The sequence below is a fragment of the Leisingera sp. UBA4491 genome (assembly GCF_002388965.1).
GTDB classification, from domain to species: domain Bacteria; phylum Pseudomonadota; class Alphaproteobacteria; order Rhodobacterales; family Rhodobacteraceae; genus Leisingera; species Leisingera aquaemixtae.
In genome coordinates, this window is record NZ_DGNN01000024.1 from 36397 (window position 1) to 61570 (window position 25174).

25 protein-coding genes are annotated in these 25174 nt (G+C 64.4%); 13 read left to right on the plus strand and 12 right to left on the minus strand.

The window, feature by feature from the left end:
* Positions 1-8: 8 nt before the first annotated feature.
* Positions 9-851, plus strand: coding sequence for a M15 family metallopeptidase (locus tag B2P87_RS12765; RefSeq protein ID WP_058284664.1), 843 nt, complete (start codon positions 9-11; stop codon positions 849-851).
* 95 nt (positions 852-946) lie between these two features.
* Here B2P87_RS12765 and B2P87_RS12770 read toward each other — a convergent pair whose 3' ends face one another.
* The 8 genes from B2P87_RS12770 to B2P87_RS12805 all read right to left on the minus strand — a co-directional run bounded on the left by B2P87_RS12770 (position 947) and on the right by B2P87_RS12805 (position 7473).
* Positions 947-2446 carry a caspase family protein gene (locus B2P87_RS12770; protein ID WP_141892244.1) on the minus strand — a complete coding sequence of 500 codons (1500 nt, stop codon included), beginning with the start codon at positions 2444-2446 and terminating at the stop codon, positions 947-949.
* 126 nt (positions 2447-2572) lie between these two features.
* Entirely contained in the window at positions 2573-2899 is a 327-nt protein-coding gene (locus tag B2P87_RS12775) for a hypothetical protein (protein ID WP_058284662.1), read from the minus strand.
* Positions 2900-2901: 2 nt separating this feature from the next.
* Complete coding sequence (locus tag B2P87_RS12780) at positions 2902-3288, minus strand: response regulator (RefSeq protein ID WP_008558444.1); 387 nt, start codon at positions 3286-3288, stop codon at positions 2902-2904.
* Between the two features lie 33 nt (positions 3289-3321).
* Positions 3322-4185, minus strand: a complete 864-nt coding sequence (locus B2P87_RS12785) for a CheR family methyltransferase (protein WP_058284660.1) — start codon at positions 4183-4185, stop codon at positions 3322-3324.
* Entirely contained in the window at positions 4182-4664 is a 483-nt protein-coding gene (locus B2P87_RS12790) for a chemotaxis protein CheW (RefSeq protein ID WP_058284659.1), read from the minus strand. Before B2P87_RS12790 ends, B2P87_RS12785 begins: the two co-directional genes overlap by 4 nt.
* Entirely contained in the window at positions 4654-6813 is a 2160-nt protein-coding gene (locus B2P87_RS12795; RefSeq protein WP_141892243.1) for a chemotaxis protein CheA, read from the minus strand. The genes B2P87_RS12790 and B2P87_RS12795 overlap by 11 nt, the downstream gene beginning before the upstream one ends.
* Before the next feature lies 1 nt (position 6814).
* Entirely contained in the window at positions 6815-7189 is a 375-nt protein-coding gene (locus B2P87_RS12800; protein WP_058284657.1) for a response regulator, read from the minus strand.
* A complete protein-coding gene (locus B2P87_RS12805; RefSeq protein ID WP_058284656.1) occupies positions 7186-7473 on the minus strand; it encodes an STAS domain-containing protein in 288 nt (95 codons plus the stop codon). Before B2P87_RS12805 ends, B2P87_RS12800 begins: the two co-directional genes overlap by 4 nt.
* 425 nt (positions 7474-7898) lie before the next feature.
* Between B2P87_RS12805 and B2P87_RS12810 the strand changes: the two genes are divergently transcribed.
* The 7 genes from B2P87_RS12810 to B2P87_RS12840 all read left to right on the plus strand — a co-directional run bounded on the left by B2P87_RS12810 (position 7899) and on the right by B2P87_RS12840 (position 15633).
* The gene (locus B2P87_RS12810; RefSeq protein WP_141892242.1) at positions 7899-10280 is read left to right on the plus strand and encodes a methyl-accepting chemotaxis protein; all 2382 of its coding nucleotides are present in this window, start codon (positions 7899-7901) and stop codon (positions 10278-10280) included.
* Positions 10281-10447: 167 nt separating this feature from the next.
* Positions 10448-11392, plus strand: coding sequence for a CheB methylesterase domain-containing protein (locus B2P87_RS12815; RefSeq protein WP_167510302.1), 945 nt, complete (start codon positions 10448-10450; stop codon positions 11390-11392).
* A gap of 26 nt (positions 11393-11418) precedes the next feature.
* On the plus strand, positions 11419-11982 hold the full coding sequence (locus B2P87_RS12820; RefSeq protein WP_008558442.1) for a chemotaxis protein CheD: 564 nt from the start codon (positions 11419-11421) through the stop codon (positions 11980-11982).
* Positions 11983-12177: 195 nt separating this feature from the next.
* Positions 12178-12891, plus strand: a complete 714-nt coding sequence (gene modA, locus B2P87_RS12825) for a molybdate ABC transporter substrate-binding protein (protein ID WP_141892240.1) — start codon at positions 12178-12180, stop codon at positions 12889-12891.
* Positions 12888-13592, plus strand: a complete 705-nt coding sequence (modB, locus tag B2P87_RS12830) for a molybdate ABC transporter permease subunit (RefSeq protein ID WP_141892239.1) — start codon at positions 12888-12890, stop codon at positions 13590-13592. The genes modA and modB overlap by 4 nt, the downstream gene beginning before the upstream one ends.
* Entirely contained in the window at positions 13592-14677 is a 1086-nt protein-coding gene (gene modC, locus B2P87_RS12835; protein ID WP_141892238.1) for a molybdenum ABC transporter ATP-binding protein, read from the plus strand. The genes modB and modC overlap by 1 nt, the downstream gene beginning before the upstream one ends.
* A gap of 125 nt (positions 14678-14802) precedes the next feature.
* On the plus strand, positions 14803-15633 hold the full coding sequence (locus B2P87_RS12840) for a bifunctional allantoicase/(S)-ureidoglycine aminohydrolase (RefSeq protein WP_058284652.1): 831 nt from the start codon (positions 14803-14805) through the stop codon (positions 15631-15633).
* Positions 15634-15684: 51 nt separating this feature from the next.
* Here B2P87_RS12840 and bhcR read toward each other — a convergent pair whose 3' ends face one another.
* Positions 15685-16518, minus strand: coding sequence for an HTH-type transcriptional regulator BhcR (gene bhcR, locus B2P87_RS12845; protein ID WP_141892237.1), 834 nt, complete (start codon positions 16516-16518; stop codon positions 15685-15687).
* Positions 16519-16716: 198 nt separating this feature from the next.
* Between bhcR and bhcA the strand changes: the two genes are divergently transcribed.
* The 5 genes from bhcA (at position 16717) to B2P87_RS12870 (ending at position 21700) form a co-directional block, all read left to right on the plus strand.
* Positions 16717-17907, plus strand: coding sequence for an L-aspartate--glyoxylate aminotransferase BhcA (bhcA, locus tag B2P87_RS12850; RefSeq protein ID WP_141892236.1), 1191 nt, complete (start codon positions 16717-16719; stop codon positions 17905-17907).
* Complete coding sequence (bhcB, locus tag B2P87_RS12855; protein ID WP_141892235.1) at positions 17907-18875, plus strand: beta-hydroxyaspartate dehydratase BhcB; 969 nt, start codon at positions 17907-17909, stop codon at positions 18873-18875. Before bhcA ends, bhcB begins: the two co-directional genes overlap by 1 nt.
* A gap of 16 nt (positions 18876-18891) precedes the next feature.
* Positions 18892-20055, plus strand: coding sequence for a 3-hydroxy-D-aspartate aldolase BhcC (gene bhcC, locus B2P87_RS12860; RefSeq protein WP_141892234.1), 1164 nt, complete (start codon positions 18892-18894; stop codon positions 20053-20055).
* A gap of 72 nt (positions 20056-20127) precedes the next feature.
* On the plus strand, positions 20128-21093 hold the full coding sequence (gene bhcD / locus B2P87_RS12865; protein WP_141892233.1) for an iminosuccinate reductase BhcD: 966 nt from the start codon (positions 20128-20130) through the stop codon (positions 21091-21093).
* A gap of 94 nt (positions 21094-21187) precedes the next feature.
* The gene (locus B2P87_RS12870) at positions 21188-21700 is read left to right on the plus strand and encodes an AmiS/UreI family transporter (RefSeq protein WP_141892232.1); all 513 of its coding nucleotides are present in this window, start codon (positions 21188-21190) and stop codon (positions 21698-21700) included.
* Between the two features lie 57 nt (positions 21701-21757).
* Here B2P87_RS12870 and B2P87_RS12875 read toward each other — a convergent pair whose 3' ends face one another.
* The 3 genes from B2P87_RS12875 to puuE form a co-directional block, all read right to left on the minus strand.
* On the minus strand, positions 21758-23194 hold the full coding sequence (locus B2P87_RS12875) for a uracil-xanthine permease family protein (RefSeq protein ID WP_141892231.1): 1437 nt from the start codon (positions 23192-23194) through the stop codon (positions 21758-21760).
* Positions 23195-23263: 69 nt separating this feature from the next.
* Positions 23264-23755, minus strand: a complete 492-nt coding sequence (locus tag B2P87_RS12880; RefSeq protein ID WP_141892230.1) for an ureidoglycolate lyase — start codon at positions 23753-23755, stop codon at positions 23264-23266.
* Positions 23752-25167, minus strand: a complete 1416-nt coding sequence (puuE, locus tag B2P87_RS12885) for an allantoinase PuuE (protein WP_141892229.1) — start codon at positions 25165-25167, stop codon at positions 23752-23754. The genes B2P87_RS12880 and puuE overlap by 4 nt, the downstream gene beginning before the upstream one ends.
* Positions 25168-25174: the final 7 nt, after the last annotated feature.

Genomic DNA, 25174 nt, shown 5'->3' on the forward strand with positions numbered 1-25174 from the left:
GAGGGTATATGCGGGTTCTGCCAGCCGTCATAATCGCCATTGGCCTGGTGCTGGCTCCGGCTGTCTGGTTCGGGCTCAGCTGGCTGCTGAGCGAAGAAGATTACCAGGGGGCCGGCGGGGTGGATTCCACCGCGCGTATCGAGATCGAGATGCTGCGCCAGCAGGTCGAGGATCTGCAGGCCCGGATGACCGACCTGCAGAACGAGCTTGCCAGCCTGCCCGCGGGAGGGGCAGGCACCGGAACCCCTTTCACCGATGATGCGGCCGGCGAGGCCGCGATCTGGAACCAGACCGGCGGCGCGGATCTCGATTATGCGCAGGTGGTGCTGATCGCCGACCGGCTGAACGTGAACCGCGGGCTGAAGGTGACGGGCGGCAGCTATCTGACGGAAAAGCTGGGCCGCCCGCGGGAAGATCTGAACGACACCTGCCAGCCGATGACCAACCCGGACCTCAAGGAAAAGCTGGTGACAGAGCAGGTCGGGCCGATCCGGGTCAGCATGCTGCGCCCGGCCATCGAAAGCCTGAAGGTTGTGTTCGAGAACATCCGCCAGGCGGACCCCGACCTTTATGCCCGGATCAACACGGCCGGGGCGCTGTGCGTGCGCCGGATCCGCGGCACGCTCAGCGCGCTCTCCACCCACAGCTATGGCCTGGCTGTCGACCTGAACATCGACGGCAAGCTGGATAATTTCACTGATGGCAAGACCCAGCTGGGGTTGACCATCATGGCGGATTTCTTTTACGACCAGGGCTGGGTCTGGGGCGCGGGGTTCCGCCGCGAGGACAGCATGCATTTCGAAATCAGCCGCCGCCAGCTGGATCAATGGCTGGCCGAAGGGCAGCTGTAACCGTCGGCTTGTCTGCCCAAGGGCCTGTTCAGGAACGAGATGCGCAAAAGGGCGAACAATCCATGAAGCGGATGCATCCGCGGGAACCCAGACGCTTACCCTTCCAGCCCGTAGGCCTGGCGGATCCCCCTTTGGGTGCCCGGCCCGAAATTGCCGTCGATCGCGCCTGCATAGAAATTGTTGTCTTTCAGCTTTCGCTGCAGCGCGCGCCGGGTCTCTGCGGTGAACATCTTGGGGCGTTCGCTCAGCAGGTTGAGCACATCAGAACTGCCGCTGCGCAGCGCCGCATACAGGTAATGGGCTGAATCCTCGGGGCCTTTTGACGGGATCAGCCCGTCATCGATCAGGGCGGCGAAATTGAACTGGGCCTGCGGATGGCGCAGGTCGGCAGCGCGCTCAAAGAACGTCAGCGCTTTCTTCGGGTTGGCGCGCAGGCCAAGCCCGCCCTGGTAATGCAAAAAGCCAAGATCGTTGATCGCATCGGCAAAATCCTGGGCCGCCGCCGCCTGATACAGCTCCAATGCCCTGGCCGGATCGGCGTCGACGCCGGTGCCGCGCTCATACAGCTTTGCCAGCTCAAACTGCGCTTCCGGGGAGCCCGCGTCCGCAGCCCGCTGCAGGAAATCCACGGCCGCCTTGGGGTCAAACCGGCCCTCATTCGGGTTCAGCCGGATATAGGCCAGTCCCAGCATCGACCGGGTATCGCCGAGGTCGGCCAGCGCCAGCAGCTGCTCCTCCTGGTCGGGTTTCAGCGCGGCCCAGGCGGCAGAGGCATCGGCCACGGAAACCGGGGCGTCATTTGCGCCCGGGCCGGCCAGATAGAACGGCACGCCCGTCAGCGAGCCGTAGGTATAGGGTTCCTGCAGGTTGCCGGTGGTCTCCAGAACCCGGTCGCGCACTTGGCGGAACATCAGGCTGATCTCCAGCCCCGGCTGCACCATCTTCTCCATCAGCGCCGTGGCATAAGGCGAGTTGCTGCCGCTGCCGTCCAGCGCCACCTGGCCGTCCTTGGCGGCAAAGGCCACCAGCGTGCCGCGGTCCGGATCGGCCGGCGCCATGCCGCCGCCGCCGCGGGTGGCGGCAGCGTTTTCAGCGGCCTGGGTGCCGCCTTGCTCCAGCGCAATCGAGTCGCCCAGCGGGTTGTCGCGGCAGCTGTCGAGGATCACGATGCGCATCTTGCGGGCCCGGTCCACGGCCGCCAGCAGCTGTTTCAGCGAAAGCGACTGGCGCTGCACATCCCGGTTGCCGGCCACCTTGGCGTCTGCCGGGATCAGGAAATTCTCGCCCTGAACCTCGATCCCGTGACCTGCAAAATAGACCAGCGCCAGATCGGCAACTTCGGAGCGGAAGGCGAAATCCTGCAGCAGCAGCTCCATTTCCGCGGTGCCCGGATCCAGCGCCAGGCTGACGTCAAACCCGATGCCCTCCAGCGTGTCCGCCATCGCGGCGGCATCGTTGCGGGTGTTTTCCAGCGGCGGCAGGTACTGGTAGTCAGCCACGCCGATGACCAGGGCGATGCGGTCGCTTGCAGCCTGCGCCCCTGCCGCCATCAGCAGGCAGGCGGTGAAAATCAACGGTTTGAAAAGCAAAGACATACGGACACCCGGGCTGGCTGTTTCAGCTAGGCCCAATGTAGTCTGCGGCGGCCGCAATGAAAAAGGAAATTCGCGGCCGCGGGTCTGCAGCGCAGCTCCGCCCGGGTCTGGGCGGAGCCGGGGCGTTCAGGTGTCTGCCAAGCTGCTGGCAGAGCGCAGCCGGTCGCGCAGTTTTTCGAGAGTGACCCCTGCCGCTGCGGCCGGCAGATCGGCAGGGCCGGACTCATCAACTTGCGCCTGCACGCGCTTGTAGAAACCGGAGAGCCCGGCCAGGGTCTGGATCACCAGATCAAAGTCCTGCAAAGAGCGCAGTTCCTGGCTGGTCGGGGGCGTGCCCCGTTCCAGCACGTCCAGCACGACGTCTTCCAGCGCCTGCATCTGACTGCGCAGCTGCTCCATTTCCCACGCCGAGGCGGCGCAAAGTTCGCTCAGGGCTTTGCCGGGACGCTCCATGGTTACAGCCGCCCGACGACCTGTTCGATGGCCTGCTTCATCGTGGCGACCGTGAACGGCTTGCGGACAATGTTGTTCAGGCCGATCTGCTTGCCGACCTGGATCATCTCCGGCGTCGGCTTGCCGGTGACCAGAATGAACCCGACCCGCTGTGTGACCTGGTGGCTGCGCAGGGCCTTCAGCAGACCCAAACCGTCCATGCCCGGCATGTTGTAGTCGGACAGCACCATGTGAACCGGTGTCTGGATCAGTTTCTGGTAGGCGCCCTGGCCGGAGTTTTCGACCATGTAGTTCTTGATGCCGATCTCATCCAGGCTTTGTGTGATGATCCCCCGGCTGGTTGACATATCGTCAACGACCATAACGCGGAGAGAGTCTTTCAAGCTCATTTTTCTTTCCTTCTGCTCTGCTTGCAGCCGTGGTCAGGAAGTCCTGCCAGCGGGTGAGTTGACATAGGTTGTGATCCCGGCCGTCTTCAGGTGCTGCGCTGCCGGGCCGGACATGCGCTCTGAGTGCCCGATGAAGAGATAGCCGCCCGGGTTCAGGGCATTCTGGAAGGCCTGCCACACCTTCTGCTGAGTCGGGTTGTCGAAATAGATTGCCACATTGCGGCAAAAGATGGCGTCGAACCTGCCGCGGAACGGAAACGGCTCGATCAGGTTCAGCACCCCGAAGGTGATCAGCTTGCGCAGACTGTCCGGCAGCCGCCCCTCGGCGTCCCGGGCCGGCACCAGCTTGCGGTATTTCGCGTCAATCTGGGCCAGTTCGTCCTCGGGGTATTTCGCCGCCTTGGCGTGCCGCACCACAACCGGGTCGATATCGGTGCCCAGGATCTTGAAATCCAGCTTGGCCGCGTCCGGGCACAGATCCAGAACGGTCATCGCAATCGAATAGGGTTCCTGCCCGTTGGAGCAGCCCGCCGACCACAGCCGCACCCGGCCGCCGCGCCGCGCCTGTTCGATCAGCGGCGGCAGCACATCGTTGCGCAGGGTTTCGAAATGGTGCGGCTCCCGGAAGAAATGGGTCACGTTGGTGGTCAGCAGCGACAGCAGGCCGCTGCGCTCCTGTTCGGAACTGGGGCCGTCCAGGCAAGCCAGATATTCCTTGAAGCTGGTGAAATTGCGCTGGCGCAGCTTGCGCGCCAGCCGCGAGGACACCAGCGGCTTCTTGCTTGCCGCCAGGGCCAGGCCGAAGTGCTTGTGCGCAAACTGCGCGATGGCTTCGAACTCCTGGTCCGAGAGCGTAAAGCTTTCAGCTGCGGGAGTGATGGAACCTTCTGCGCTCACGGCATCACCTGCTCCGGAGCTGAGATCACCGCATCCAGATTGATGATGCGCACCATGGTGTCATCATGCGAGATGATGCCCTGGATGTATTCCATCGTGTTGCGGCTGTCGACCGGCGGGGTGTCCTGGATATCATCCGGGTTGATCGAGATGATTTCCGAGACCGATTCCGCCAGCAGCCCGACCGGTTTGCCATGCACCGAAACCACGATAACCACATTGCGCTCGCTGGCTTCGGTCTGCTGCAGGCCAAAGCGGGCTGACAGGTCATAGATCGGGATCACTGCGCCGCGCAGGTTCATCACCCCCAGCACATCGGCCGGCGCATGCGGCAGGATGGTCACCGGCGACCAGCGCCGGATCTCGCGGATCTGGGTGATCTTCAGGCAAAAGGCCTGGCCTGCCACGGTGAAGCTGACGAACTCGCTGTGTTCAGCGTGCTTCACTTCCTGATCGTTTTGCTTCACTTCAGCTTGCATTGCTCAATCTCCGCTCGGTGTCAAAGGCGGCTGCCGTGGGCGAAGCCGCAATGATGCTTTCAGGGTCCAGGATCATGGCGATTTTGCCATCGCCCAGGATGGTTGCAGCGGCGACGCCGGGAATTTCCCCGCAGACGCCGTCGAGGCTTTTGATCACCACCTGGCGCTGATCGTGGATGTCATCCACTGCCAAGGCGCAGCGCTGGCCGGTTTCGGTCTCCACCAGCAGGTAGACGCCGGCCTGCCGGTCGCTTTCGCGATAGAGACCCAGCGCGCGGGCAACATCGCAGATCGGCACGAAGTTGCCGCGGATCGACAGCAGGGTGCCGTCGGCGCCGAGGCTGTTGATCATGTCGTCGCTGCCGCGCATGGTTTCGACGATCGACGTGATCGGCACCACCATGGTTTGATCGGCAACCGACACCACCATGCCGTCCATCACCGCCAGTGTCAGCGGAAGAATGATGGTGAATGTGGACCCTTTGCCCGGGGCGGAGGAGATGTTGATGCGCCCGCCGAGGCCGGTCACCGCATTCTTCACCACGTCCATGCCAACCCCGCGGCCGGAGAGGTTGGAGATCTCCTTGGCCGTTGAGAAACCCGGTGCGAACAGCAGGTTGTCAATCTCGCCGTCGGTCAGCTCGGCGTTTTCCGGGATCAGCCCCTTCTCGATCGCGATCTGTTTGACCCGCGGACGGTTCACACCGGCGCCGTCGTCCCTGATCTCGATGCAAACGCTGCCGGAGCGGTGCGAGGCAGACAGGCGGATTTCGCCGGTGGTCTGCTTGCCGGCCGCGGTCCGGTCCTCGGGCTTTTCCACGCCATGGTCGACCGCGTTGCGCAGAATGTGCGTCAGCGGGTCGGACAGCCGTTCGATGACTGTCTTGTCGACTTCGGTATTTTCGCCCTCGGTGACCAGTTTGCAGGTCTTGCCGGTGGCAGCCGACGCTTCGCGCACGATGCGGGCCATGCGCTGGAACAGCGGCTTGACCGGCTGCGCACGGATGGCCATCACCCCTTCCTGGATGTCGCGGGCCAGATTCTTGAAGCCTTCCAGCTCCGTCTCGACGTCCCGCGTGTCGGAGACGTTGAGGTTGGCGATCTGCTGCGCCAGCATCGAATGGTTGATGATAAGCTCCCCGACAGCATTGATCAGCCGGTCCACCCGCTCGAGCTCGACGCGAAGCGTCGGCTTGGGACCGCCGCGCTGCTCCTGCTTGCCGCTCTCGGCTTTCGGGGCCGATGCCTTTTCTTCGGCAGCTGCCGGCTTGGCTTCGGGTTCAGGTGCGGGGACCGGCGGTTCAAAAGGGGCGGCAGCTGCCTCGCCGTCTGCGCTGCCGGCGGCAGGCGGGGCGGTGAACATCGCATCCAGGGCCGCCAGGGCATTTGCCTCCGCTTCGGCATCGCCATCCCCGGCAATCGACAGCTCGCACAGTCCTTCGACAAACTCAAAGACCGCCTCGACCACCGATCGCGGTTCCTTGGTCACCAGGACCAGGTCCCACGCCAGGTAGCTTTCGTCCATGTCCATGGTGTCGAACCCGGGCAGCTCGTTCTCGTCGAGCGCCACGGTCAGATCACCCATGTCCCTGAGCGCCTGGAACAGGAAGAACGGCTCGTTGCCGGTGCCGTACATTTCCTTCAGCGGCTGGAAGCGGATCCGGTAGGTTTCCTCCTGCGGTGCTGCCGGAGCGGCACCCAGATCGCCAAGGTCCATCATCGGCGCCGGGCCGCCAAGGCCCATCGGCTCGAAGGTGAGGTCCTCCTCCTCATCGGGAGTGTATTCGTCCAGCGCCGCCAGCAGGGTGTCGTGGTGCGCCTCGTCGATCTGGCCGCCGTCGCGGGCAGCCTCGACCAGCGCCGACAGGTGGTCGCTGGAGCGCAGCAGCAGCTGAACCAGCTTTTCGTCCAGCTCCAGCCGGTTGGAGCGCACTTCGTCAAACACGGTCTCGAACCGGTGGGCAAACGCCACCAGGTCATCCAGGCCAAAGGCTCCGGCGCCGCCCTTGATAGAGTGCACGGCGCGGAAGATCGCATTGACAACCTCGGGGTTGTGATCGCCTCCTTCGATAGCGGTCAGCCCCTCATCCGTTGCTTCGAGGAGCTCTTCGCACTCCTCAAAGAAGGTGTCCTGAATCGAGCCCGACATCTTAGGCCGCGGCTCCGGTCACACGCTTGAGCGCGAAGATCAGCGAGGCATCGTCAAACGGTTTGGTGATCCAGCCGGTGGCGCCGGCGCCGCGGGCACGGGCCTTCAGCTCAGGCGCGCTCTCGGTGGTCAGCACCAGGATCGGCACCTTGGAGTTGATGCCTTCGCCGCGCAGCTCCTCGATCACGCCGAAGCCGTCGAGGTTGGGCATGTTGATGTCGGTGATCACGACGTCGGGATCGACGTCGGGATACATGTCCACGCCTTCGCGGCCGTCAACCGCACAGTGGTATTCAAAACCGGCCTCTTCCAGGGTTGCGGCCAGAAGATTCCGGATCGTGCGGGAATCGTCGATTGCCAGAACTTTGGTCTTCATGCTGTTTCCTCGTCTTCAAAACGGTTGGGCTCCAGCCCCAGAAGGGTCAGGGACTTGCGGCAGGATTCGGTGATGTTGGTGACTGAGAAGCCTACCCCCTCGGACCGCCACTGCTGTTCTGCTCCAAGCAGAACCTGCAGGCAGCGCGAAGGCATCAGAGCGACGCTGCTGCAGTCAATTTCGACCGCCCGGGAGCGGGCCCCTTGCAGGAAGGCGATCAGAGGATCCAGCTCCGCGAAGGCATTCGGCAGATCCAGAATGTGCTTTTGCGTTTCCGTGGTCATTTTCGGCGATTCGCACCCCCGTTGTCGGCGATCAGTTCGAGTTCGATGGAGCAATTGATAGGTGCGGGGCCTTAACATTTGATTGCCGCCGCGTGCGCTCGGAGAGGGATTCATAAGGAGAGGACCCGCAATTCAGCTGGGAAATTCCCGTCAATTTTTATCAGTGGCCGGCCGGGGCCGGAGAATCACCCGGCCGCTGCGCCCGCGCGCCTTCGGCTGTGCGCGGCGGCCTGCGCACAGCCGGCAGCTGTATGTTTACCCGGCCTTTACCGAGTGACGCTGATGCGCTGCGGAATCCGGGGCTTTTTTGCTGTTGACAGGTGTCACGCTTCCCTTCCGTAAGCCGCAAATTAACGTATCCGCGCCATCCTGAGCAGCATCATCATATGCGGTGGCCTAGACCGCGATGCTCTTAGGAGGACGGAATGAAAGCGCTTAAATCGCTCAAGCTGGCACATAAACTGCCACTGTTTGTTGTTGGGTTCGGTATGCTTGTGACGGCGATTCTCGTCACTATCAGCACGGTCAGTTTCCAGCGCAGCGCAGAACTCAATGCCCAGGACCAGCTCAGCTCCATGGTGGCGGACCGCAAGTTGTCGGTTCAAACCCTGCTGGACGGAATTCACGCGGATGTGCAGACGCTGGCCTCGGTGCCGTCGACGGCAACCGCCATCGAATGGCTGACAATGACTTGGAACGACCTGGAGGGAAATCCCGGCCAGGTGCTGCGCCAGGCCTATATCGATGCCAACCCCCATCCGGCCGGAGAGAGGCACCTGCTGGCGCGGGCGGAGGGCGACTCGCCCTACCACATGCACCACGAAAGCTTTCACCCGGCTTACAAGATGCTGATCGACAGCAAGGGCTATTATGATGCCTTTCTGATCAACCTGGCGGGCGACATTGTTTATTCGGTGTTCAAGGAAAACGATTTCGGCACCAATATGATGTCCGGGCCGTTCAAGGATTCCGGGCTTGGCAAAGTCTATCGGGAAGCGCTCGAAGGCAGCCGCAGCGAGGTGTTCTTTGCCGATATGGAGCCCTACGCACCCAGTGCAGGCGCAGCAGCGGCCTTTGCCGCCGCTCCGGTTGTCAATGATGCCAATCTCACGGTCGGCGTGCTGGCGGTGCAGATCCCCGTAGACATGCTGGGGGCCATCATCAACAACGAGCAGGGCATGGGCGACACCACCCAGGTCTATCTGGTGGGGTCCGACATGCAGGCCCGGACCAAATCACGGTTCGAAGGCGGATTTGATGTGCTCTCGCCGCTGCCGCCGACCAAGCAGGTGGTGGAAGCCTTTGACGGCAAGTCGCATGTGCAGAGCGGCGTTCCCGGCCTCAACGGACATTCCGTGCTGGCCTATTCGGAACCGCTGCCGCTGGCCTTTGCGGACTGGGCGATCATCGCCGAGCAGGACTGGGCCGAGCTTATGGCGCCCGCGGTCAAAAAGCGCAACATGCTGCTGATGGCCTCGCTGATCTGCGCCGGCGGCATGTCGCTCTTCGGCTGGCTGTTCGCCCGCTCCATCACCAAGCCGATCGACCGGATCTGTGCGGACATGGAGGCTGTCTCCTCCGGTGATCTGGACACAGAGGTCGCAGCGGCCGGCCGCTCCGACGAAATCGGCAAGATCGGCAAAACGCTGGTCTCGATGCAGGACGACTTGAAGCTGGCCCGCGCCGCGGAAGAGGAGCGCGCCGAGATGCAGCGCCAGCAGCAGGAAGTGGTCGAAAGTCTGAGCACCGGCCTGATGCAGCTTGCGGATGGTGATTTCTCGCGTGAGATCAAGGGCCCGTTCCCGCAGGAATACGAACAGCTGCGGAAGAACTTCAACAGCACGGTCACCAATCTGAGCGGCACCGTTCAGCAGGTGATCGACGCCTCCGGCAGTATCCGCAACGGCGCCGCCGAAATCAGCCAGGCGTCCGATGACCTTTCGCACCGCACCGAGAGCCAGGCGGCCACTTTGGAAGAAACCGCCGCGGCGCTGGATGAGCTGACCGCGTCGGTGAAATCCGCCGCCGAAGGCGCCCGCAGCGTTGAGGCCACCATGGCAGAGGCGCGGACCGAAGCGGAGAACAACCGCGAAGTGGTGCAGAGCGCGGTGTCGGCCATGACCGAGATCGAGCAGAGCTCGAACCACATCAGCCAGATCATCTCTGTGATCGACGACATCGCCTTCCAGACCAACCTTCTGGCCCTGAACGCAGGCGTCGAGGCGGCACGGGCGGGCGAGGCCGGCAAGGGCTTTGCCGTGGTCGCAAGCGAAGTGCGGGCGCTGGCGCAGCGCTCCTCCGATGCGGCGATGGAGATCAAGACCCTGATCGGCGACAGCTCCAAACAGGTTGAGCGCGGAGTGGATCTGGTCGGCAAGGCCGGCGAGGCGCTGCAAAGCATCGTCGAACGGGTCACCCATATCTCGCAGCTGGTCTCCGGCATCGCCGAGGGTGCTGCAGAACAGTCGACCGGCCTCAACGAGATCAACACCGGCGTCACCCAGCTGGACCAGGTGACCCAGCAGAACGCAGCCATGGTGGAAGAGGCCACAGCGGCCGGCCACATGCTGAACACCGACGCGACCAAACTGGCCGAGCTGGTCGCGCATTTCCGGGTCGCAGGCGTCAGCCCTGCAGCCCGTCCTGCCGCTGCAGCGGCCCCGGCTGCTCCCGCTCGGGCGGCGGCCCAGCCTGCGCCTTCGGCGCACGGCAGCGATGACTGGGAGATTGAGGCCAGCGCCGCGCCTGCCGCGGTACCTGCGGCCGCCAGCGGCAATGCCGCCCGCGATCTCTGGCAGGACTTCTAAGCGACTCACCGGAGGCGCCGCTGCCAGGGCAGCGGCGCCTTCAGGCCATGGCAACCTGTGCCGGAAATTCGGATGGCACCGCAAATTAACTGGGGAACCCATTGTCTTCGAAAAACTTATTGATCATTACCACTGACCGCAGCTTTGCCCGAACCCTGCAGAGCTACATGGAATCCGCTTACCCGGGCATGCGGGTGTATTTGGCGAACAACCTGATGATGGCCTACAATCAGGCAGAAGCGGCGCAGCCGGTTTTTGCCTTTGTGGAAGACGGGTTCACCAAGCTGCCGGAATTCGAGATGATGATGGCGCTGTTTTCGGCGATCGACACGCGCTGGGTCTCGGTCATGGACACCCAGGGCGCGACCCCGGCGCGGAAATCCTCACCGCTGCTGGACGTCGGAGCGGGTATCTTCGAACTGACGAAGGCGGATCACCCCAGCCAGTTCGCCCAGTATTTCGACATGATGGTCAACGCACCGCGCCGCAGCCCCCGGACGGCGGCGCGCGCCACGGCAAGCGGTCCTGCAGCGGCTGCGGGCGGCAGCCGCAAGCTGATCCTGATCGGGTCTTCGACCGGCGGGGTGGAAGCCCTGCGCAGCATTCTGGTCGGCTTCCCGTTCGACTGCCCGCCAACCCTGATCGTGCAGCACACCGGCAAGAATTTCGGGTCCGGCCTGGTGTCGCTGCTGGACCGGATCTGTCCGGCGCGGGTGCGGGCGGCCGAGGACGGCATGGCGCTGGAGCCGGGCTATGTCTACATCGCCGCCGGTCAGCGCCGCCACATGGGGCTGAGCAACCGCAAGCCGCTGCAGCTGCGGATGAAGGAAGGGCCGGATATTTCCGGCCACACGCCGTCTGTTGACGCTCTGTTCACCTCTGCCGTGCCATATGGAAAGGACGTTGTTGCCACCATTCTGACCGGCATGGGCCAGGACGGCGCCCGGGGGCTGCTGGACCTGCGCAAGGCCGGCGCCAAGACCTTTGCCCAGGATGAAAAGTCCTCGGTCGTTTACGGAATGCCCAGAGTGGCCTGGGATATCGGCGCCGCGCAGCAGCAGGTGCCGCTGGCCCGGATGGCCAGCACACTACTCCAGGCCAGCAAAGCCTGAACATACCGCAGGAAGGAACCAAAGCCTTGACCACTGTTTTCGCCAACTCGAAATCTGTAACGGTTCTTCAGGGGGAATACCGGGTGACCACCGATCCGAAAATCGTGTTCTCCACGGTGCTTGGCTCGTGCATCGCGGCGTGTATCTACGATCCGGAGAACGGTGTGGGCGGAATGAACCATTTCCTGCTGGCGAATGCCCGCCAGGGCGGCGCGGCCAACGCCCGGTACGGCATCCACGCGATGGAGCTGCTGATCAACGGAATCATGAAGAAGGGCGCCGTGCGGTCCAACCTGAAGGCCAAAGTCTTCGGCGGCGCCAAGATGTCGGCAAACCTGTCGGATATCGGCGCGTCCAATGCCGACTTCGTGCAGCGGTTCCTGCGCGATGAGGGCATCCCGTGCATCTCCTCCAGCGTTGGCGGCACATCCGCCCGCAGGGTGCGGTTCCACGCCTGTTCCGGCGCGGCCCAGCAGACCCATGTCCAGGACGACCGCAAGCTCGGCGAAATGGAGCAGCGTGCCGCAACGCGCCCGGCTCCGGCACCGGCACCGGCGGCAGGCGGCCCGGGCGCTGTCACCCTGTTCTGACCGGCCAGCCCTGCAAAGGCAGAAGACTGCGCCGCCCGGTGTGCACCGGGCGGAGGCAAATACCGTTTGCCCGCGCTGGCCGGCAGCGGTAGTTCCTTAGGGGCTATGAGAAGAAACCGGGCCTCATTTTCGCTGTCTCAGATCTTGCCGGGCCTACGGCGGGTCCTGGCAGCGGCTGTCCTGCTGATATGCGGCATGGCAGCGATGGCGCAGGCGCAGATCACGGTCTTCGCCGCCGCCAGCACCAAAACAGCGCTGGATGAGGCCGCCGCCGCCTATCAGTCTGCAACCGCGCGGACAGTCACCATTTCCTATGCCGGCTCCCCGGCGCTGGCGCGGCAGATCCAGCTGGGCGCGCCGGCGGATGTGTTCCTCTCCGCCAATTCCGGCTGGATGGATGTTTTGCAGCAGGAGGGGCTTGTGGATCCGGCCTCGCGCCTGGACTTGCTGACCAACCGCCTGGTGCTGATCGCGCACGGGAACGGCGCCGCACCGCTGGACCTGTCAGCCGCGGATCTGGGCGGGCTGCTGGGCGAGGGCCGGCTGGCCATGGCGCTGACCGATGCGGTGCCTGCGGGCATCTACGGCAAGGCCGCCCTTATGGCATTGGGGCAGTGGACCGCCGTCGCGCCCAAGGTGGCGCAGGCCGCCAATGTGCGCGCAGCGCTGGCGCTGGTGGCCTCGGGCGAGGCGCCAATGGGCGTGGTCTACGCGACCGATGCCCGCGCGGACAGCAAGGTCTCGGTGATCGCGGTGTTTCCGGAGGCAAGCCACCCGCGGATCGTCTATCCGGCGGCTGCCGTCGCAGGCGGTAACGCCGCAGAAGCCAAGGTTTTTCTGGAGTATCTGCGCAGCCCCGAAGCGCGGGACATCTTCCTGCGCCACGGTTTCGGGGTGCTGGCGGAGTGAGCGCTGAGACGGCATGGCTGGGGCCGCAGGAATGGCAGGCGGTGATGCTGTCGCTGCGGGTCTCTCTTTGGGCGACGCTGGCGGCGCTGCCGCTGGCTGTCTTTGTGGCCTATGCGCTGGCGCGCTGGCGGTTTCCCGGCAAGCAGATCGTCAACAGCCTGGTGCACCTGCCGCTGATCCTGCCGCCGGTGGTGACCGGCTACCTTTTGCTGACGGTGTTCGGCACCAAGGGGCCGGTCGGCGGTGCGCTGCAGCAAATCGGCATAGTCTTTGCCTTCCGCTGGACCGGCGCGGCACTGGCCGCGGCCATCATGGCCTTTCCGCTGATGGTGCGGGCGATCCGGCTGTCGGTGGAGGCTGTGGATCCGAAGCTGGAACAGGCCGCCGCAACCCTGGGCGCTTCGCGGGTGCTGTGCTTTGCCACCGTCACCCTGCCGATGATCCTGCCGGGGCTGATTGCCGGCACCGTGCTGGGCTTTGCCAAGGCGATGGGGGAATTCGGCGCGACCATTACCTTTGTCTCAAGCATCCCGGGGCAGACGCAGACGCTGCCCTCGGCGATCTACACGTTTCTGCAGGTGCCGGGCGGGGAGGCGGCAGCATTGCGGCTGACGCTGGTGTCAATCGCCATCGCCCTCAGCGCGCTGCTGTTCTCCGAACTACTGGCACGCCGCGCGGCTGAGCGGACCGGGGGGCGCTGATGCTGACGGTCTCGCTGCAACATGCGCTGCCGGGGTTCGGGCTGGATGTGCAGTTCGAGGCGCCGCCCGGCGTCACCGTGCTGTTCGGGCGGTCCGGCACCGGCAAGACCACGGTGATCCAGGCGGTTGCCGGCCTGCTGCGGCCCGATCAGGGGCGGGTGACGCTGAATGGAGAGGTGCTGTTTGACACCTCGCAGCGGCATTGGCTGCCGCCGCACAAGCGCCGCATGGGCTATGTATTTCAGGAGGGGCGGCTGTTTCCGCATCTGACCGTGCGGCAGAACCTGCTGTTCGGGCAATGGTTTGCGCCACGCAGCGCCAAGCGGGAGAGCCTGGACCGGGTGGTGGAGCTGCTGGGCATCGGTTCCCTGCTCCAGCGGCGGCCCGGGCGGCTGTCAGGCGGGGAGAAACAGCGGGTGGCGATTGGCCGGGCCCTGCTGTCGGCGCCGCGGATGATCCTGGCGGATGAGCCGCTGTCGGCGCTGGATGAAGCGCGCAAGGCGGAGATCCTGCCCTATTTCGAGCGGCTCAGGGACGAGATCGGCATCCCGATGCTCTATGTCAGCCATTCCGCCGCTGAAGTGGCCCGGCTGGCGACCACGGTTGTGGTACTGCAGGACGGCAAGGTGCAGCGCCAAGGCAGCGCGGCTGAGGTGCTGGGCGATCCGGCGGTCCTGCCCGCGGGCGTGCGCGCCGCCGGCGCCCTGCTGGAAGCACGAGTGACCCGCCACCACGAGGACGGGCTGACGGAGCTGGAGGCGGGCGGCGTGCCGCTGTTCCTGCCGCAAATTACCAGGGCTCCAGGCAGCCAGGTGCGGGTGCGGATCTCGGCGCATGAGGTGATCCTGTCGCGACAGCGCCCCGAAGGCCTGTCAGCGCTCAACATCCTTCCGGGCACGGTTGAGAATGTCCGCACCGGCGGCGGCCCGGGCGCCATGGTCTCGCTGCGGACGCCGGCCGGGCGGGTGCTGGCCCGGGTCACCCGGCGCTCGGCGCAGGCGCTGGGGCTGGAACCGGGGGCAAATTGCTTTGCAGTGGTCAAAACCGTCTCGATCGCGCCGGAGGATATCGGCAGCGGCGGCTAGGCGTCCCCGCCTGCTTTCAAAAATTCCGCAACAATCCTTCAGGTAATCTTGATACGGAAATAAGTTCGGTTGCGGGCGGAGCGCGGGTATCAATAGGGGCAGCAGTTCAAGAGGAAAGGCAGCCCATGACCAAACGATCCTATTACGCCCCGGAAGGCGGGCTGCCGCCACAGACCCAATTGCTGACCGACCGGGCGATGTTCACCGAAGCCTATGCGGTGATCCCCAAGGGCACGATGAGCGATATCGTGGCGAGCCTCTTGCCGTTCTGGGACAAGGCCCGCTTCTGGGTGCTGTCGCGGCCCCTGTCGGGCTTTGCCGAGACGTTTTCCCAGTATATCGCCGAGGTGCAGCCCGGCGGCGGCAGTGACCAGCCGGAAACCGAACCCGGCACCGAGGCGGTTCTGTTTGTGGTGCAGGGCGCCATGACGCTGACCATCGACGGCACCGCGCATGAGTTGGAGGAGGGCGGTTATGCTTTTCTGCCGCCGCAGGCCAGCTGGAGCCTGCGGAACAACTCCGGCGCGCCGGTGCGCTTCCACTGGATCCGCAAGGCGTATCAGGCGGTTGCAGGCCTGGACGCGCCCGAAGCCTTTGTCACCAACGAAAACCGCGTCGATCCGACGCCGATGCCGGGGACCGAGGGCAAATGGGCGACGAGCCGTTTTGTCGACCCGAACGACCTGCGCCATGACATGCATGTGACCATCGTCACCTTCGAACCCGGCGCGGTAATCCCCTTTGCCGAAACGCATGTGATGGAGCATGGCCTCTATGTGCTGGAAGGCAAGGCAGTCTACCGGCTGAACCAGGACTGGGTCGAGGTCGAGGCGGGCGATTACATGTGGCTGCGCGCCTTTTGCCCGCAGGCCTGCTATGCCGGCGGCCCGGGCAAGTTCCGCTATCTGCTGTACAAGGACGTGAACCGGCATATGCCGCTGGCGCCGCTGCGCTGACGGCGGGGGGAGCGCCCGGCCCGAAAATGTGCCCGGGCGCTGCCCGGCTGGTCAGCCGGGCGCGGCCTGATCCGCCGCCGGCGCGCCCAGCCCATAGGACAGTTTTTCTGCGGCGCCCCTGACCAGGGCGCCGATTTCGCTGATGCGCGCGTCCGGCATCCTGGACGTGGGCCCGGAGACAGAGATCCCGGCCAGCACCTCACCCTGCATTCCGAACACCGGCGCTGCCACACAGCGCATGCCCGGCGCCTTCTCCTCGTCGTCGAAGGACCAGCCGCGGCGGCGGATCTGCGCCAGATCTTCGCGCAAGGCGTCTGCCGAGGTCAGGGTTTTCTCCGTGAATTCCTGCAGCGCGCTCCCGCGCAGGAAGCGGGCCAGCTGGTCCTCCCCGAAACAGCTGAGCAGCGCCTTGCCGATACCCGACGCGTGCATCGGTGAAGTGGTGCCGGGCGGAAAGAAGGCGCGGATCGACTCGTAGGTTTCCACCTGGCTCACAAACATCACGTCGCCGCCGCGTTCGATACCGAGGTTCGAGGTTTCGCCGGTTGCCTCCATCAGCTCCCGCATCACCGGCCGCGCCCGCTCGATCACGCTGGAGCGGCGCAGAAAGGCAGAGCCGAGGCGGAAGGCCATGGCGCCGATGTGCCAGGTCTGCGACTGCGGCTCCATCTCGACGATCTGGCGCGCCTCCAGCGTGGCCAGCACCCGGTACATAGTGGCCGCCGACTGATCCAGCGCGGTGGAGAGTTCCGTCAGCGTCATGCCGCTGGCGCCGGCCAGCGCATCCAGCACGTCCAGCGCGCGGTCGAGCGATTGGATCGTGGGCGGGTTGCTGGCGGAATCAAAGTTCTTTGGGCGGCCCTTGCGGCGCGGTGCTTGCGGCATTTTCAGGCCTCCGAAGGCAATTCAAACAGCAGCTTATTGATACATCTGAAAATCACTTCTGTACAATGAAAAACTCAAACCCTTTGTAAAACGGTGCTTTTTCAGCGCTTCTTCCATTTATGAAATCTTTTTTCAAAAAAATTTACCCGCGCGCGCCGCCCCCTTAGAGTGAAGGAAATCGCCACAGGAGGGCACGACATGAGCTTTCAAAATCCGGTTTTCATCCCCGGTCCGACCAATATGCCCGAAGCGCTGCGCAAGGCGGTGGACATGCCGACGCTGGACCACCGCTCGCCGCTGTTCGGCCAGATCCTGCACCCGGCACTGGCTGGGGTGAAGAAGGTTCTGAAAAGCGAAACCGCAGAGATCTTTGTCTTTCCGTCGACCGGCACCGGCGGCTGGGAGACCGCAATCACCAACACGCTGACCGCAGGCGACAAGATCCTGGCCGCGCGCAACGGCATGTTCAGCCACCGCTGGATTGACATGTGCCAGCGCCACGGGCTGGACGTTCAGATTGTCGAAACACCCTGGGGGGAAGGCCTGCCTGCGGACCGCTACGAGGAAATCCTGACCGCCGACACAGCCCACCAGATCAAGGCGGTTCTGGCGACCCACAACGAGACTGCGACGGGCGTCAAGTCCGACATCGCTGCTGTCCGCCGCGCGCTGGATGCGGCAGGCCACCCGGCGCTCTTGTTTGTGGACGGCGTGTCCTCGATCGCCTCGATGGACTTCCGGATGGACGAATGGGGCGTCGATATTGCCGTCACCGGCTCGCAAAAGGGGTTCATGCTGCCGCCGGGCCTGGCCATCACCGGCTTCTCGCCCAAGGCGATGAAGGCGGCGGAGACCGCGACCCTGCCGCGCACCTTCTTTGACATCAAGGACATGGCCAAGGGCTATGCCAACAGCGCCTATCCCTACACCCCCTCTGTCGGGTTGCTGAACGGTTTGAACATGGCCTGTGGTATGCTGCTGGATGAAGGGCTGGAGAACGTCTTTGCCCGCCACCACCGGATTGCCGAGGGCGTCCGCGCCGCGGTCCGCGCCTGGGGGCTGGAGCTGTGCGCGGTGTCGCCGGAGGTCTACTCCGACAGCGTCAGCGCAATCCGCACGCCCGAAGGCTTCGACGCCAACACGTTCGTGAGCCTGGCGGCCGAGAAATACGGCGTCGCCTTTGGCACCGGCCTGGGTGAGGTCGCGGGCAAGGTGTTCCGCATCGGCCACCTGGGCAGCCTGACTGACGTGATGACGCTGTCCGGCATTGCGACCGCCGAAATGGTCATGGCCGACCTGGGCCTGAACATCAAACTGGGCTCCGGCGTGGCGGCGGCTCAGGACTACTACCGCGGCAACAGCGCCAGTAGCGCCAAGGCCGCCGCCTGATGAAGGATAACGCGATGTATATCCCGACCTATGAGGACATGCTGGCTGCGCATGAGCGCATCCGGCCCCATATCCGCCGCACACCGGTCCGCACCTCGGATTATCTGAACGAACTGACTGGGGCGGAGCTGTTCTTCAAGTGCGAGAACTTCCAGGAGCCGGGCGCCTTCAAGGTGCGCGGCGCCACCAACGCAGTGTTCGGGCTGGACGAGGCGCAGGCCGCCAAGGGCGTCGCCACCCATTCCTCGGGCAACCATGCCTCCTGCCTGTCCTACGCAGCCATGCTGCGCGGCATTCCCTGCAACGTGGTCATGCCGCGCACCGCGCCGCAGGCCAAGAAGGACACCGTGCGCCGCTATGGCGGGCGGATCACCGAATGCGAGCCCTCGACCAGTTCGCGCGAGGAGACCTTTGCCAAGGTGCAGGCGGAAACCGGCGGCGATTTCGTGCATCCCTACAATGACCACCGGGTCGTCGCGGGGCAGGGCACCTGCGCAAAGGAATTCGTGGAGCAGACCGATGGCCTCGACATGGTTGTGGCCCCGATCGGCGGCGGCGGCATGATCTCTGGCACCTGCCTGACGCTGTCGACGCTGGCACCGGAAATCCAGGTGATCGCGGCAGAGCCGGAACAGGCCGATGACGCCTACCGCAGCTTCAAGGCGGGCTACATCATCGCCGATGATGCGCCCAAGACCATTGCCGACGGGCTGCTGGTGCCGCTCAAGGAGCTGACCTGGCACTTCGTCAGCAACCACGTCAGCGAGATCTACACGGCGTCTGATGCGGAAATCATCGACGCGATGAAACTGATCTGGAAGCACCTGCGCATCGTGATGGAGCCGTCCTCGGCGGTGCCGCTCGCCACCATTCTGAAAAACAAGGACGCCTTCGCGGGCAAACGCGTGGGCCTGATCGTCACCGGCGGCAATGTCGACCTCGACAAACTGCCTTGGATGAACAGCTAAACTGGGGAATAGAACCATGAACGCACAGACAAATTTTGATCAGCTCGAAGTCGGCTATGACGTCCCGGCGGTCCCGGGCATGGACGAGGCTGACATCCAAACCCCGGCGCTGGTCCTCGACCTGGACGCGCTGGAGCGCAACATCAAGAAGATGGGCGACTATGCCAAGGCGCATGGCATGCGCCACCGGGTGCACGGCAAGATGCACAAGTCGGTGGATGTGGCCAAGCTGCAGGAAGAACTGGGCGGCGCGGTTGGCGTTTGCTGCCAGAAGGTCTCCGAGGCTGAGGTCTTTGCCCGCGGCGGCATCAAGGACATCCTGGTCTCCAACCAGGTCCGCGACCTGCAGAAAATCGACCGTCTGGCCCGTCTGCCCAAGCTGGGCGCGCGCACCATCGTCTGCGTTGACGACCTGGACAACGTGGCCGACTTGTCGGCAGCGGCGCAAAAGCACGGCACTGAGCTGGAAGTCTTCGTTGAGATCGACTGCGGCGCCGGCCGCTGCGGCGTGACCACGACTGAGGCGGTTGTCGAGATTGCTAAGGCGGTGAACGCGGCAGAAAACCTTAAGTTCTCCGGCATCCAGGCCTATCAGGGCGCGATGCAGCACATGGACAGCTACGAGGACCGCAAGGCCAAGCTGGACATTGCCATCGCCCAGGTTGCAGATGCGGTTGAGGGCCTGAAGGCCGAAGGCATCGCGTGCGAGCTGGTTTCCGGCGGCGGCACCGGCTCCTACTACTTTGAATCGAACTCCGGCGTGTACAACGAGCTGCAGTGCGGCTCCTATGCCTTCATGGATGCGGATTACGGCCGCATCCTCGACAAGGACGGCAACCGGATCGACCAGGGCGAGTGGGAAAACGCCTTCTTCCTGCTAACCCAGGTGATGAGCCACGCCAAGGCCGACAAGGCCATCGTGGACGCAGGCCTCAAGGCGCAGTCGGTCGACAGCGGCCTGCCCTTCGTCTTTGGCCGCGATGACGTGGAATACATCAAGTGCTCGGACGAGCACGGCGTGGTCTCGGACCCTGACGGCGCGCTGAAAGTGGGCGACAAGCTGCGCCTGGTGCCGGGCCACTGCGACCCGACCGCCAACGTGCATGACTGGTACGTCGGCGTGCGCAACGGCAAGGTCGAAACCGTTTGGCCCGTCTCGGCCCGCGGCAAAGCCTACTAACCGATCCATCCCCAAACTGGCGGAGGTGCGCATGCCGCCCTCCGCCGGCTTTTTTGTTGAGGAGAAACAGACATGTATATCGTTCCGGAAAAGGCGGTTGCGGACCTGGTGACCCGCGAAGCCTCGTTCGATGCGGTCGAGAAGGTTTTTGCCGCCATGGCGTCGGGGGATGCCTACAACTTCCCCGTGGTGCGCGAGGCGATCGGCCATGAGGATGCGCTCTACGGCTTCAAGGGCGGCTTTGACCGGGCTGGTCTTACACTTGGACTTAAGGCCGGCGGCTACTGGCCGAACAACCTGGAAAAGCGCGGGCTGATCAACCACCAGTCCACCGTTTTCCTGTTTGACCCGGACACCGGCAAGGTGAAGGCGATGGTGGGCGGCAACCTCCTGACCGCGCTGCGCACCGCCGCGGCCTCCTCGGTATCGATCAAGCATCTGGCCCGCCAGGACGCCAAGGTGATCGGCATGATCGGCGCAGGCCACCAGGCCAAGTTCCAGCTGCGCGCGGCGCTGGAGCAACGCAATTTCGAGAAGGTCATCGGCTGGAACTTCCACCCGGAAATGCTGCCGAACCTGCAAGAGGTGGCCGAGGAGGCGGGGCTGCCGTTTGAAGCGGTGGAACTGGACGGCCTGCGCGAGGCGGATGTGATCATCTCGATCACCTCGTCCTTCGACGCGATCCTGAAGGCGGACCAGGTCAGCCCCGGCACCCACATCGCCTGCATGGGCACCGACACCAAGGGCAAGCAGGAAGTCGACCCGCAGCTGCTGGTCAAGGCGGACGTGTTCACCGACGAGGTGGCGCAATCTATCTCCATCGGTGAGGCGCAGCACGCGGTGGCCCAGGGCCTGATCCAGGAGGCCGACGTCGCCCAGCTTGGCGCAGTAATCAACGGCACCAACCCGGGCCGGACCTCGGACGATCAGATCACCCTGTTCGACGGCACCGGCGTCGGCCTGCAGGATCTGGCCGTCGCGGCCTCTGTGGTTGAGGTGGCGGTGGAAAAGGGCATCGCCATTGAGGTCGATTTCTAAGCACAGCCAGAAACACATTCTGCGAATATCCGCATAGCGGAGCGGCAGGAGAGAGGTGTACCTCTCTCCTGTTTTCCATTGAGGGACTGGAAAAATGTTTCTGGGATTGAGCCTGCTGGTGGTCGGCGTGGTGCTGTGCCTGAACGGCGTCTGGCAGATGGGCCGGATCGAGGACCGCGAGATCATCCTGATCAACGCCGTTGCGGCGCTGGTGTTCTTTGCCGTGGTGCTGCTGATCGCGCTGGCCGCGCGGCAGCCGGCGGACCTGCTGGATGCAGGCATGACGCTCTTGTTCGGCACCACCTACCTCTGGGTGGCTTATAACCGCATCTTTGCGTCCAGCGGCGCGGGGCTGGGCTGGTTCAGCGGCTTTGTGGCGCTGACCGCCGCGCCCATGGTGCTGCGGGTGCTGGCGCAGGGGGATGGTCTGTTCGATGTCTGGCTGGCCGCCTGCTGGGCGGCCTGGTCCGGGCTGTGGTTCCTCTTCTTCCTGAACCTCGCGCTCCGGCGCGGCAGCCCGCGGCTGACTGCCGCGGCAACGCTGCTGTGCGGGATCTTCACCGGCTGGCTTCCGGGGCTGGCGGTCTTGCACGGGCTGGCCGGCTGAGAGCAAAAAAGCCGGCCCTTTGCGGGCCGGCCGTTGATTTAGCTACAGGCGGTTGCCTCAAGCTTGATCCTCATGCGGCAGCGACCCGCGTCCGTGGCCGCTCAGCCCGCCAGAAACTTCCTCGGTCGCTTCTCCCGCCAGTTCCTGCGGCAGCACCAGGTTCAGCACGATGGCAATCAGCGCGGCTGGCAGCAGACCGCTGGTCAGCAGGATGCGCGCGGTATCGGGCATGTGCTGCAGCGCGCCGGGCTCCAGCTGCAGGCCCAGGCCGATGGACAGGGAGATCGCAAAGATCACCATATTGCGGCGGTTCCAGTCCACGTCCGACAGCATCGAAACACCGGCCGCAACCACCATGCCGAACATCACTATGACGCCGCCGCCCAGCACCTCGATCGGCACGGTGCGGATCACCGCGCCCACCTTGGGCACCAGTCCGCAGACAATCAGGAAGATGGCACCGCAGGTCACAACGTGGCGGCTCATTACCCCGGTCATGGCGATCAGGCCGACGTTCTGGGAAAACGACGTGTTGGGGAAGGCACCGAAGAAGCCCGCCATGGCGGTGCCGATACCATCGGCATAGGTCGCGCCGGCGATCTCCTCCTCGGTGGCCTCACGGCCCGCGCCGCCCTTGGTCACGCCAGAGACATCGCCGACGGTCTCCACCGCAGAGACAAAGCTCATCAGGCAGAAACCGATGATGGCCGCGGCAGAAAACTCTACCCCGTATTTGAACGGCTGCGGCAGGGCAAAACCCGCGGCTTGCGACCAGGAGCCGGAGACCGCCTCGAGCGTCAGCATGCCGGTCATCAGCGCGTAGATGTAGCCCGCGATCAGACCGAGCAGCACGGCAGAGACCGACAGCATCCCCCGGGTGAAGAACTTGAGGCCCAGAGTCACAAAGATCACCACCAGCGCCGCCGACCAGTTGAGGAGAGAGCCGTATTCCGGCGTGCCGATGGCGGGCACACCGCCTGCGGCATACTGGATGCCCACCTTGACCAGCGCGAGGCCGATCATCGTCACCACCAAGCCCGTCACCAGCGGCGGCAGGGCAAAGCGGATCCTGCCGATCACCGTGCCCAGCAGCCCGTGGAAGATACCGCCAATAATGACGCCGGTGAACAGCGCAGCCAGCCCGTCCACGCCCTTGCCCGCAACCAGCGGGATCATGATCGGCAGAAAGGCAAAGGAGGTGCCCTGCACAATCGGCAGCGCGGCTCCAACCGGACCCAGGGTGATGGTCTGCAGCAGGGTGGCGACGCCGGCAAACAGCATCGACATCTGAATGAGATAGAGCAGTTCCGGAAAATCGGGCGAGTTGGAGCCGAAACCGAAACCGGCGGCCCCGGCCACGATGATGGCGGGCGTCACGTTTGAGACGAACATCGCCAGCACATGCTGGATGCCGAGCGGCACCGCCTTATGCAGGGGAGGCGTGTAATTGGGGTCGCGCAGCTGCGCCGGCGTCCCGATGGAAGTGTCAGCCATGAAAGGTATCTCCTGTCGGTCATGGGGATCTTGCCGCTTCTTGTTTTTGTTGGCGGCTTCGGGCTGTGGTCAGTCCGCGACCACGGTAAAAGGCTCCTTGAACCAGTGTTCTTCGAGGTTGGGTGAGGTGCCGATCCGGTCGACAACGATGTATTGGCCGGGCGCGCCGAGGGGCGCGAGCACCCCGTGCCAGATGCCGCGGTGCAGGTTGACGGACTGGCCCGGCTGGCTGATGAAGGCCTGCAGGTTGACCGGCACACCGCCGTCGTCATCCGCCACCACCACCAGCATCGGCACGCCGCTCACTGGCACAAAGGCCTGGCTGCCCTCGGGGTGGCGCTCCACCATGTCCACCTTATGCGGCAGGTGGCGGGCCTTGGCGTCAAACAGGCTGATGCCGGCCCGGCCGTCCGGGCCGAAATCCACGACCGCGCGGTCGTGATGACGGCCGCACATGCCCTGATTGATCATCTTGTCCGGAGCGCCCGCAACCTCGATCACGTCGCCATAGGGCGCAAAAGCCGCTGCGGTCAGCGGCTTCGCTGTCAGCCGGCCGCTCACGGCAGCATGTCCTGCAGGCGGAACTGGGCAATGCGCTCAACCTGGCGGCAGGCCTCATCGAACTCGGTCGCCCGGTCATTGTGGATGCGGCGGTGGAACGCCTCCATGATTGACGCCTTGTTATGGTCGCGCACCGCAACGATGAAGGGGAAGCCGTGCTTCTCCACGTACTCGGTATTGAGCCGAGTGAAGGTCTCGCGCTCCTCATCGGTCAGCATATCAAGGCCGGCACTGGACTGTTCTGAGGTGCTCTCGGCGGTCAGCCGCCCCGCAGCGGCCAGTTTGCCCGCCAGATCCGGGTGCGCGGTCAGAACGCCCAGACGCTCATCCTCGCTGGCGGTTCGGAAGATCCGGCACAGTGCATTGTGGACGCCCGCAGCGCAGTCATGCGCCGGGCCCAGCTCCAGATCAAAGGCACGGTCGGCGATCCACGGCGAATGCTCGAAGATCGAGCCGAACTTGGCGACAAACGCCTCGCGGTCCATTTGGCTGGGGCGCTCGCGCTTCACCGGCGGATGGGTTTCGGCCCAATGCTCGGCAATGTCGATCCGGCGCGGGCACCAGACGCCCTCGAATCCCTGGATGTAATCGATGAAGCGCTTGAGGCCGGCGATCTTGCCCGGACGCCCGACCAGACGGCAGTGCAGGCCGATGGTCATCATCTTCGCAGCACCTGCCTCGCCCTCGGCATAGATCACGTCGAAGGCATCCTTCAGATACTGGAAGAAATGCTCGCCCGTGATCCAGCCCGGCGAATTGGCGAACCGCATGTCGTTGGCTTCCAGCGTGTAGGGGATGATCAGCTGTTCGCGCCCGCCGGTTTCCAGCCAATAGGGCAGGTCGTCGTCGTAAGTGTCAGAGATGTAATCGAACCCGCCTTCTTCGGCCACTAGCTGCACCGTATTGGCGCTGCAACGGCCTGTGTACCAGCCGCGCGGGCGGGTGCCTGTGACCTCGGTATGCAGGCGCACGGCTTCGGCGATTGCGGCGCGCTCCTCCTCCTCGGCCATGTCCTTATGCTCGACCCACTTCAGGCCGTGGCTGGCGATCTCCCAACCCGCGTCCTTCATCGCCTGCACCTGTTCAGGGCTGCGGGCCAGCGCGGTCGCCACGCCATAGATGGTCAGCGGGATGCCCGCGCCGGTGAACAGCCGGTGCAGCCGCCAGAAGCCGGCGCGGCTCCCGTATTCATAGATCGACTCCATGTTCCAATGGCGCTTCCCGGGCCATTGCGCTGCACCGGGAATGTCGGACAAGAAAGCTTCCGAGGCCGCATCCCCATGCAGGATGCAGTTCTCGCCGCCTTCTTCATAGTTCAGAACAAATTGCACGGCGGCTTTGGCCCCATTGGGCCACTGCGGGTCGGGTGCGGCAGCACCGTATCCGCGCAGGTCACGAGGATAGCGCGTCATGTCAGGT

Coding starts and splice junctions, on each gene's coding strand:
- bhcC (WP_141892234.1), top strand. CDS start 18,892: ATGAACGCACAGACAAATTTTGATCAGCTCGAAGTCGGCTATGACGTC.
- B2P87_RS12765 (WP_058284664.1), top strand. CDS start 9: ATGCGGGTTCTGCCAGCCGTCATAATCGCCATTGGCCTGGTGCTGGCT.
- B2P87_RS12870 (WP_141892232.1), top strand. CDS start 21,188: ATGTTTCTGGGATTGAGCCTGCTGGTGGTCGGCGTGGTGCTGTGCCTG.
- B2P87_RS12780 (WP_008558444.1), bottom strand. CDS start 3,288: ATGAGCTTGAAAGACTCTCTCCGCGTTATGGTCGTTGACGATATGTCA.
- B2P87_RS12815 (WP_167510302.1), top strand. CDS start 10,448: ATGGAATCCGCTTACCCGGGCATGCGGGTGTATTTGGCGAACAACCTG.
- modA (WP_141892240.1), top strand. CDS start 12,178: ATGGCAGCGATGGCGCAGGCGCAGATCACGGTCTTCGCCGCCGCCAGC.
- B2P87_RS12875 (WP_141892231.1), bottom strand. CDS start 23,194: ATGGCTGACACTTCCATCGGGACGCCGGCGCAGCTGCGCGACCCCAAT.
- bhcA (WP_141892236.1), top strand. CDS start 16,717: ATGAGCTTTCAAAATCCGGTTTTCATCCCCGGTCCGACCAATATGCCC.
- B2P87_RS12795 (WP_141892243.1), bottom strand. CDS start 6,813: ATGTCGGGCTCGATTCAGGACACCTTCTTTGAGGAGTGCGAAGAGCTC.
- B2P87_RS12840 (WP_058284652.1), top strand. CDS start 14,803: ATGACCAAACGATCCTATTACGCCCCGGAAGGCGGGCTGCCGCCACAG.
- B2P87_RS12770 (WP_141892244.1), bottom strand. CDS start 2,446: ATGTCTTTGCTTTTCAAACCGTTGATTTTCACCGCCTGCCTGCTGATG.
- puuE (WP_141892229.1), bottom strand. CDS start 25,167: ATGACGCGCTATCCTCGTGACCTGCGCGGATACGGTGCTGCCGCACCC.
- bhcR (WP_141892237.1), bottom strand. CDS start 16,518: ATGCCGCAAGCACCGCGCCGCAAGGGCCGCCCAAAGAACTTTGATTCC.
- B2P87_RS12805 (WP_058284656.1), bottom strand. CDS start 7,473: ATGACCACGGAAACGCAAAAGCACATTCTGGATCTGCCGAATGCCTTC.
- B2P87_RS12810 (WP_141892242.1), top strand. CDS start 7,899: ATGAAAGCGCTTAAATCGCTCAAGCTGGCACATAAACTGCCACTGTTT.
- bhcD (WP_141892233.1), top strand. CDS start 20,128: ATGTATATCGTTCCGGAAAAGGCGGTTGCGGACCTGGTGACCCGCGAA.
- B2P87_RS12800 (WP_058284657.1), bottom strand. CDS start 7,189: ATGAAGACCAAAGTTCTGGCAATCGACGATTCCCGCACGATCCGGAAT.
- modC (WP_141892238.1), top strand. CDS start 13,592: ATGCTGACGGTCTCGCTGCAACATGCGCTGCCGGGGTTCGGGCTGGAT.
- bhcB (WP_141892235.1), top strand. CDS start 17,907: ATGAAGGATAACGCGATGTATATCCCGACCTATGAGGACATGCTGGCT.
- B2P87_RS12775 (WP_058284662.1), bottom strand. CDS start 2,899: ATGGAGCGTCCCGGCAAAGCCCTGAGCGAACTTTGCGCCGCCTCGGCG.
- B2P87_RS12790 (WP_058284659.1), bottom strand. CDS start 4,664: ATGCAAGCTGAAGTGAAGCAAAACGATCAGGAAGTGAAGCACGCTGAA.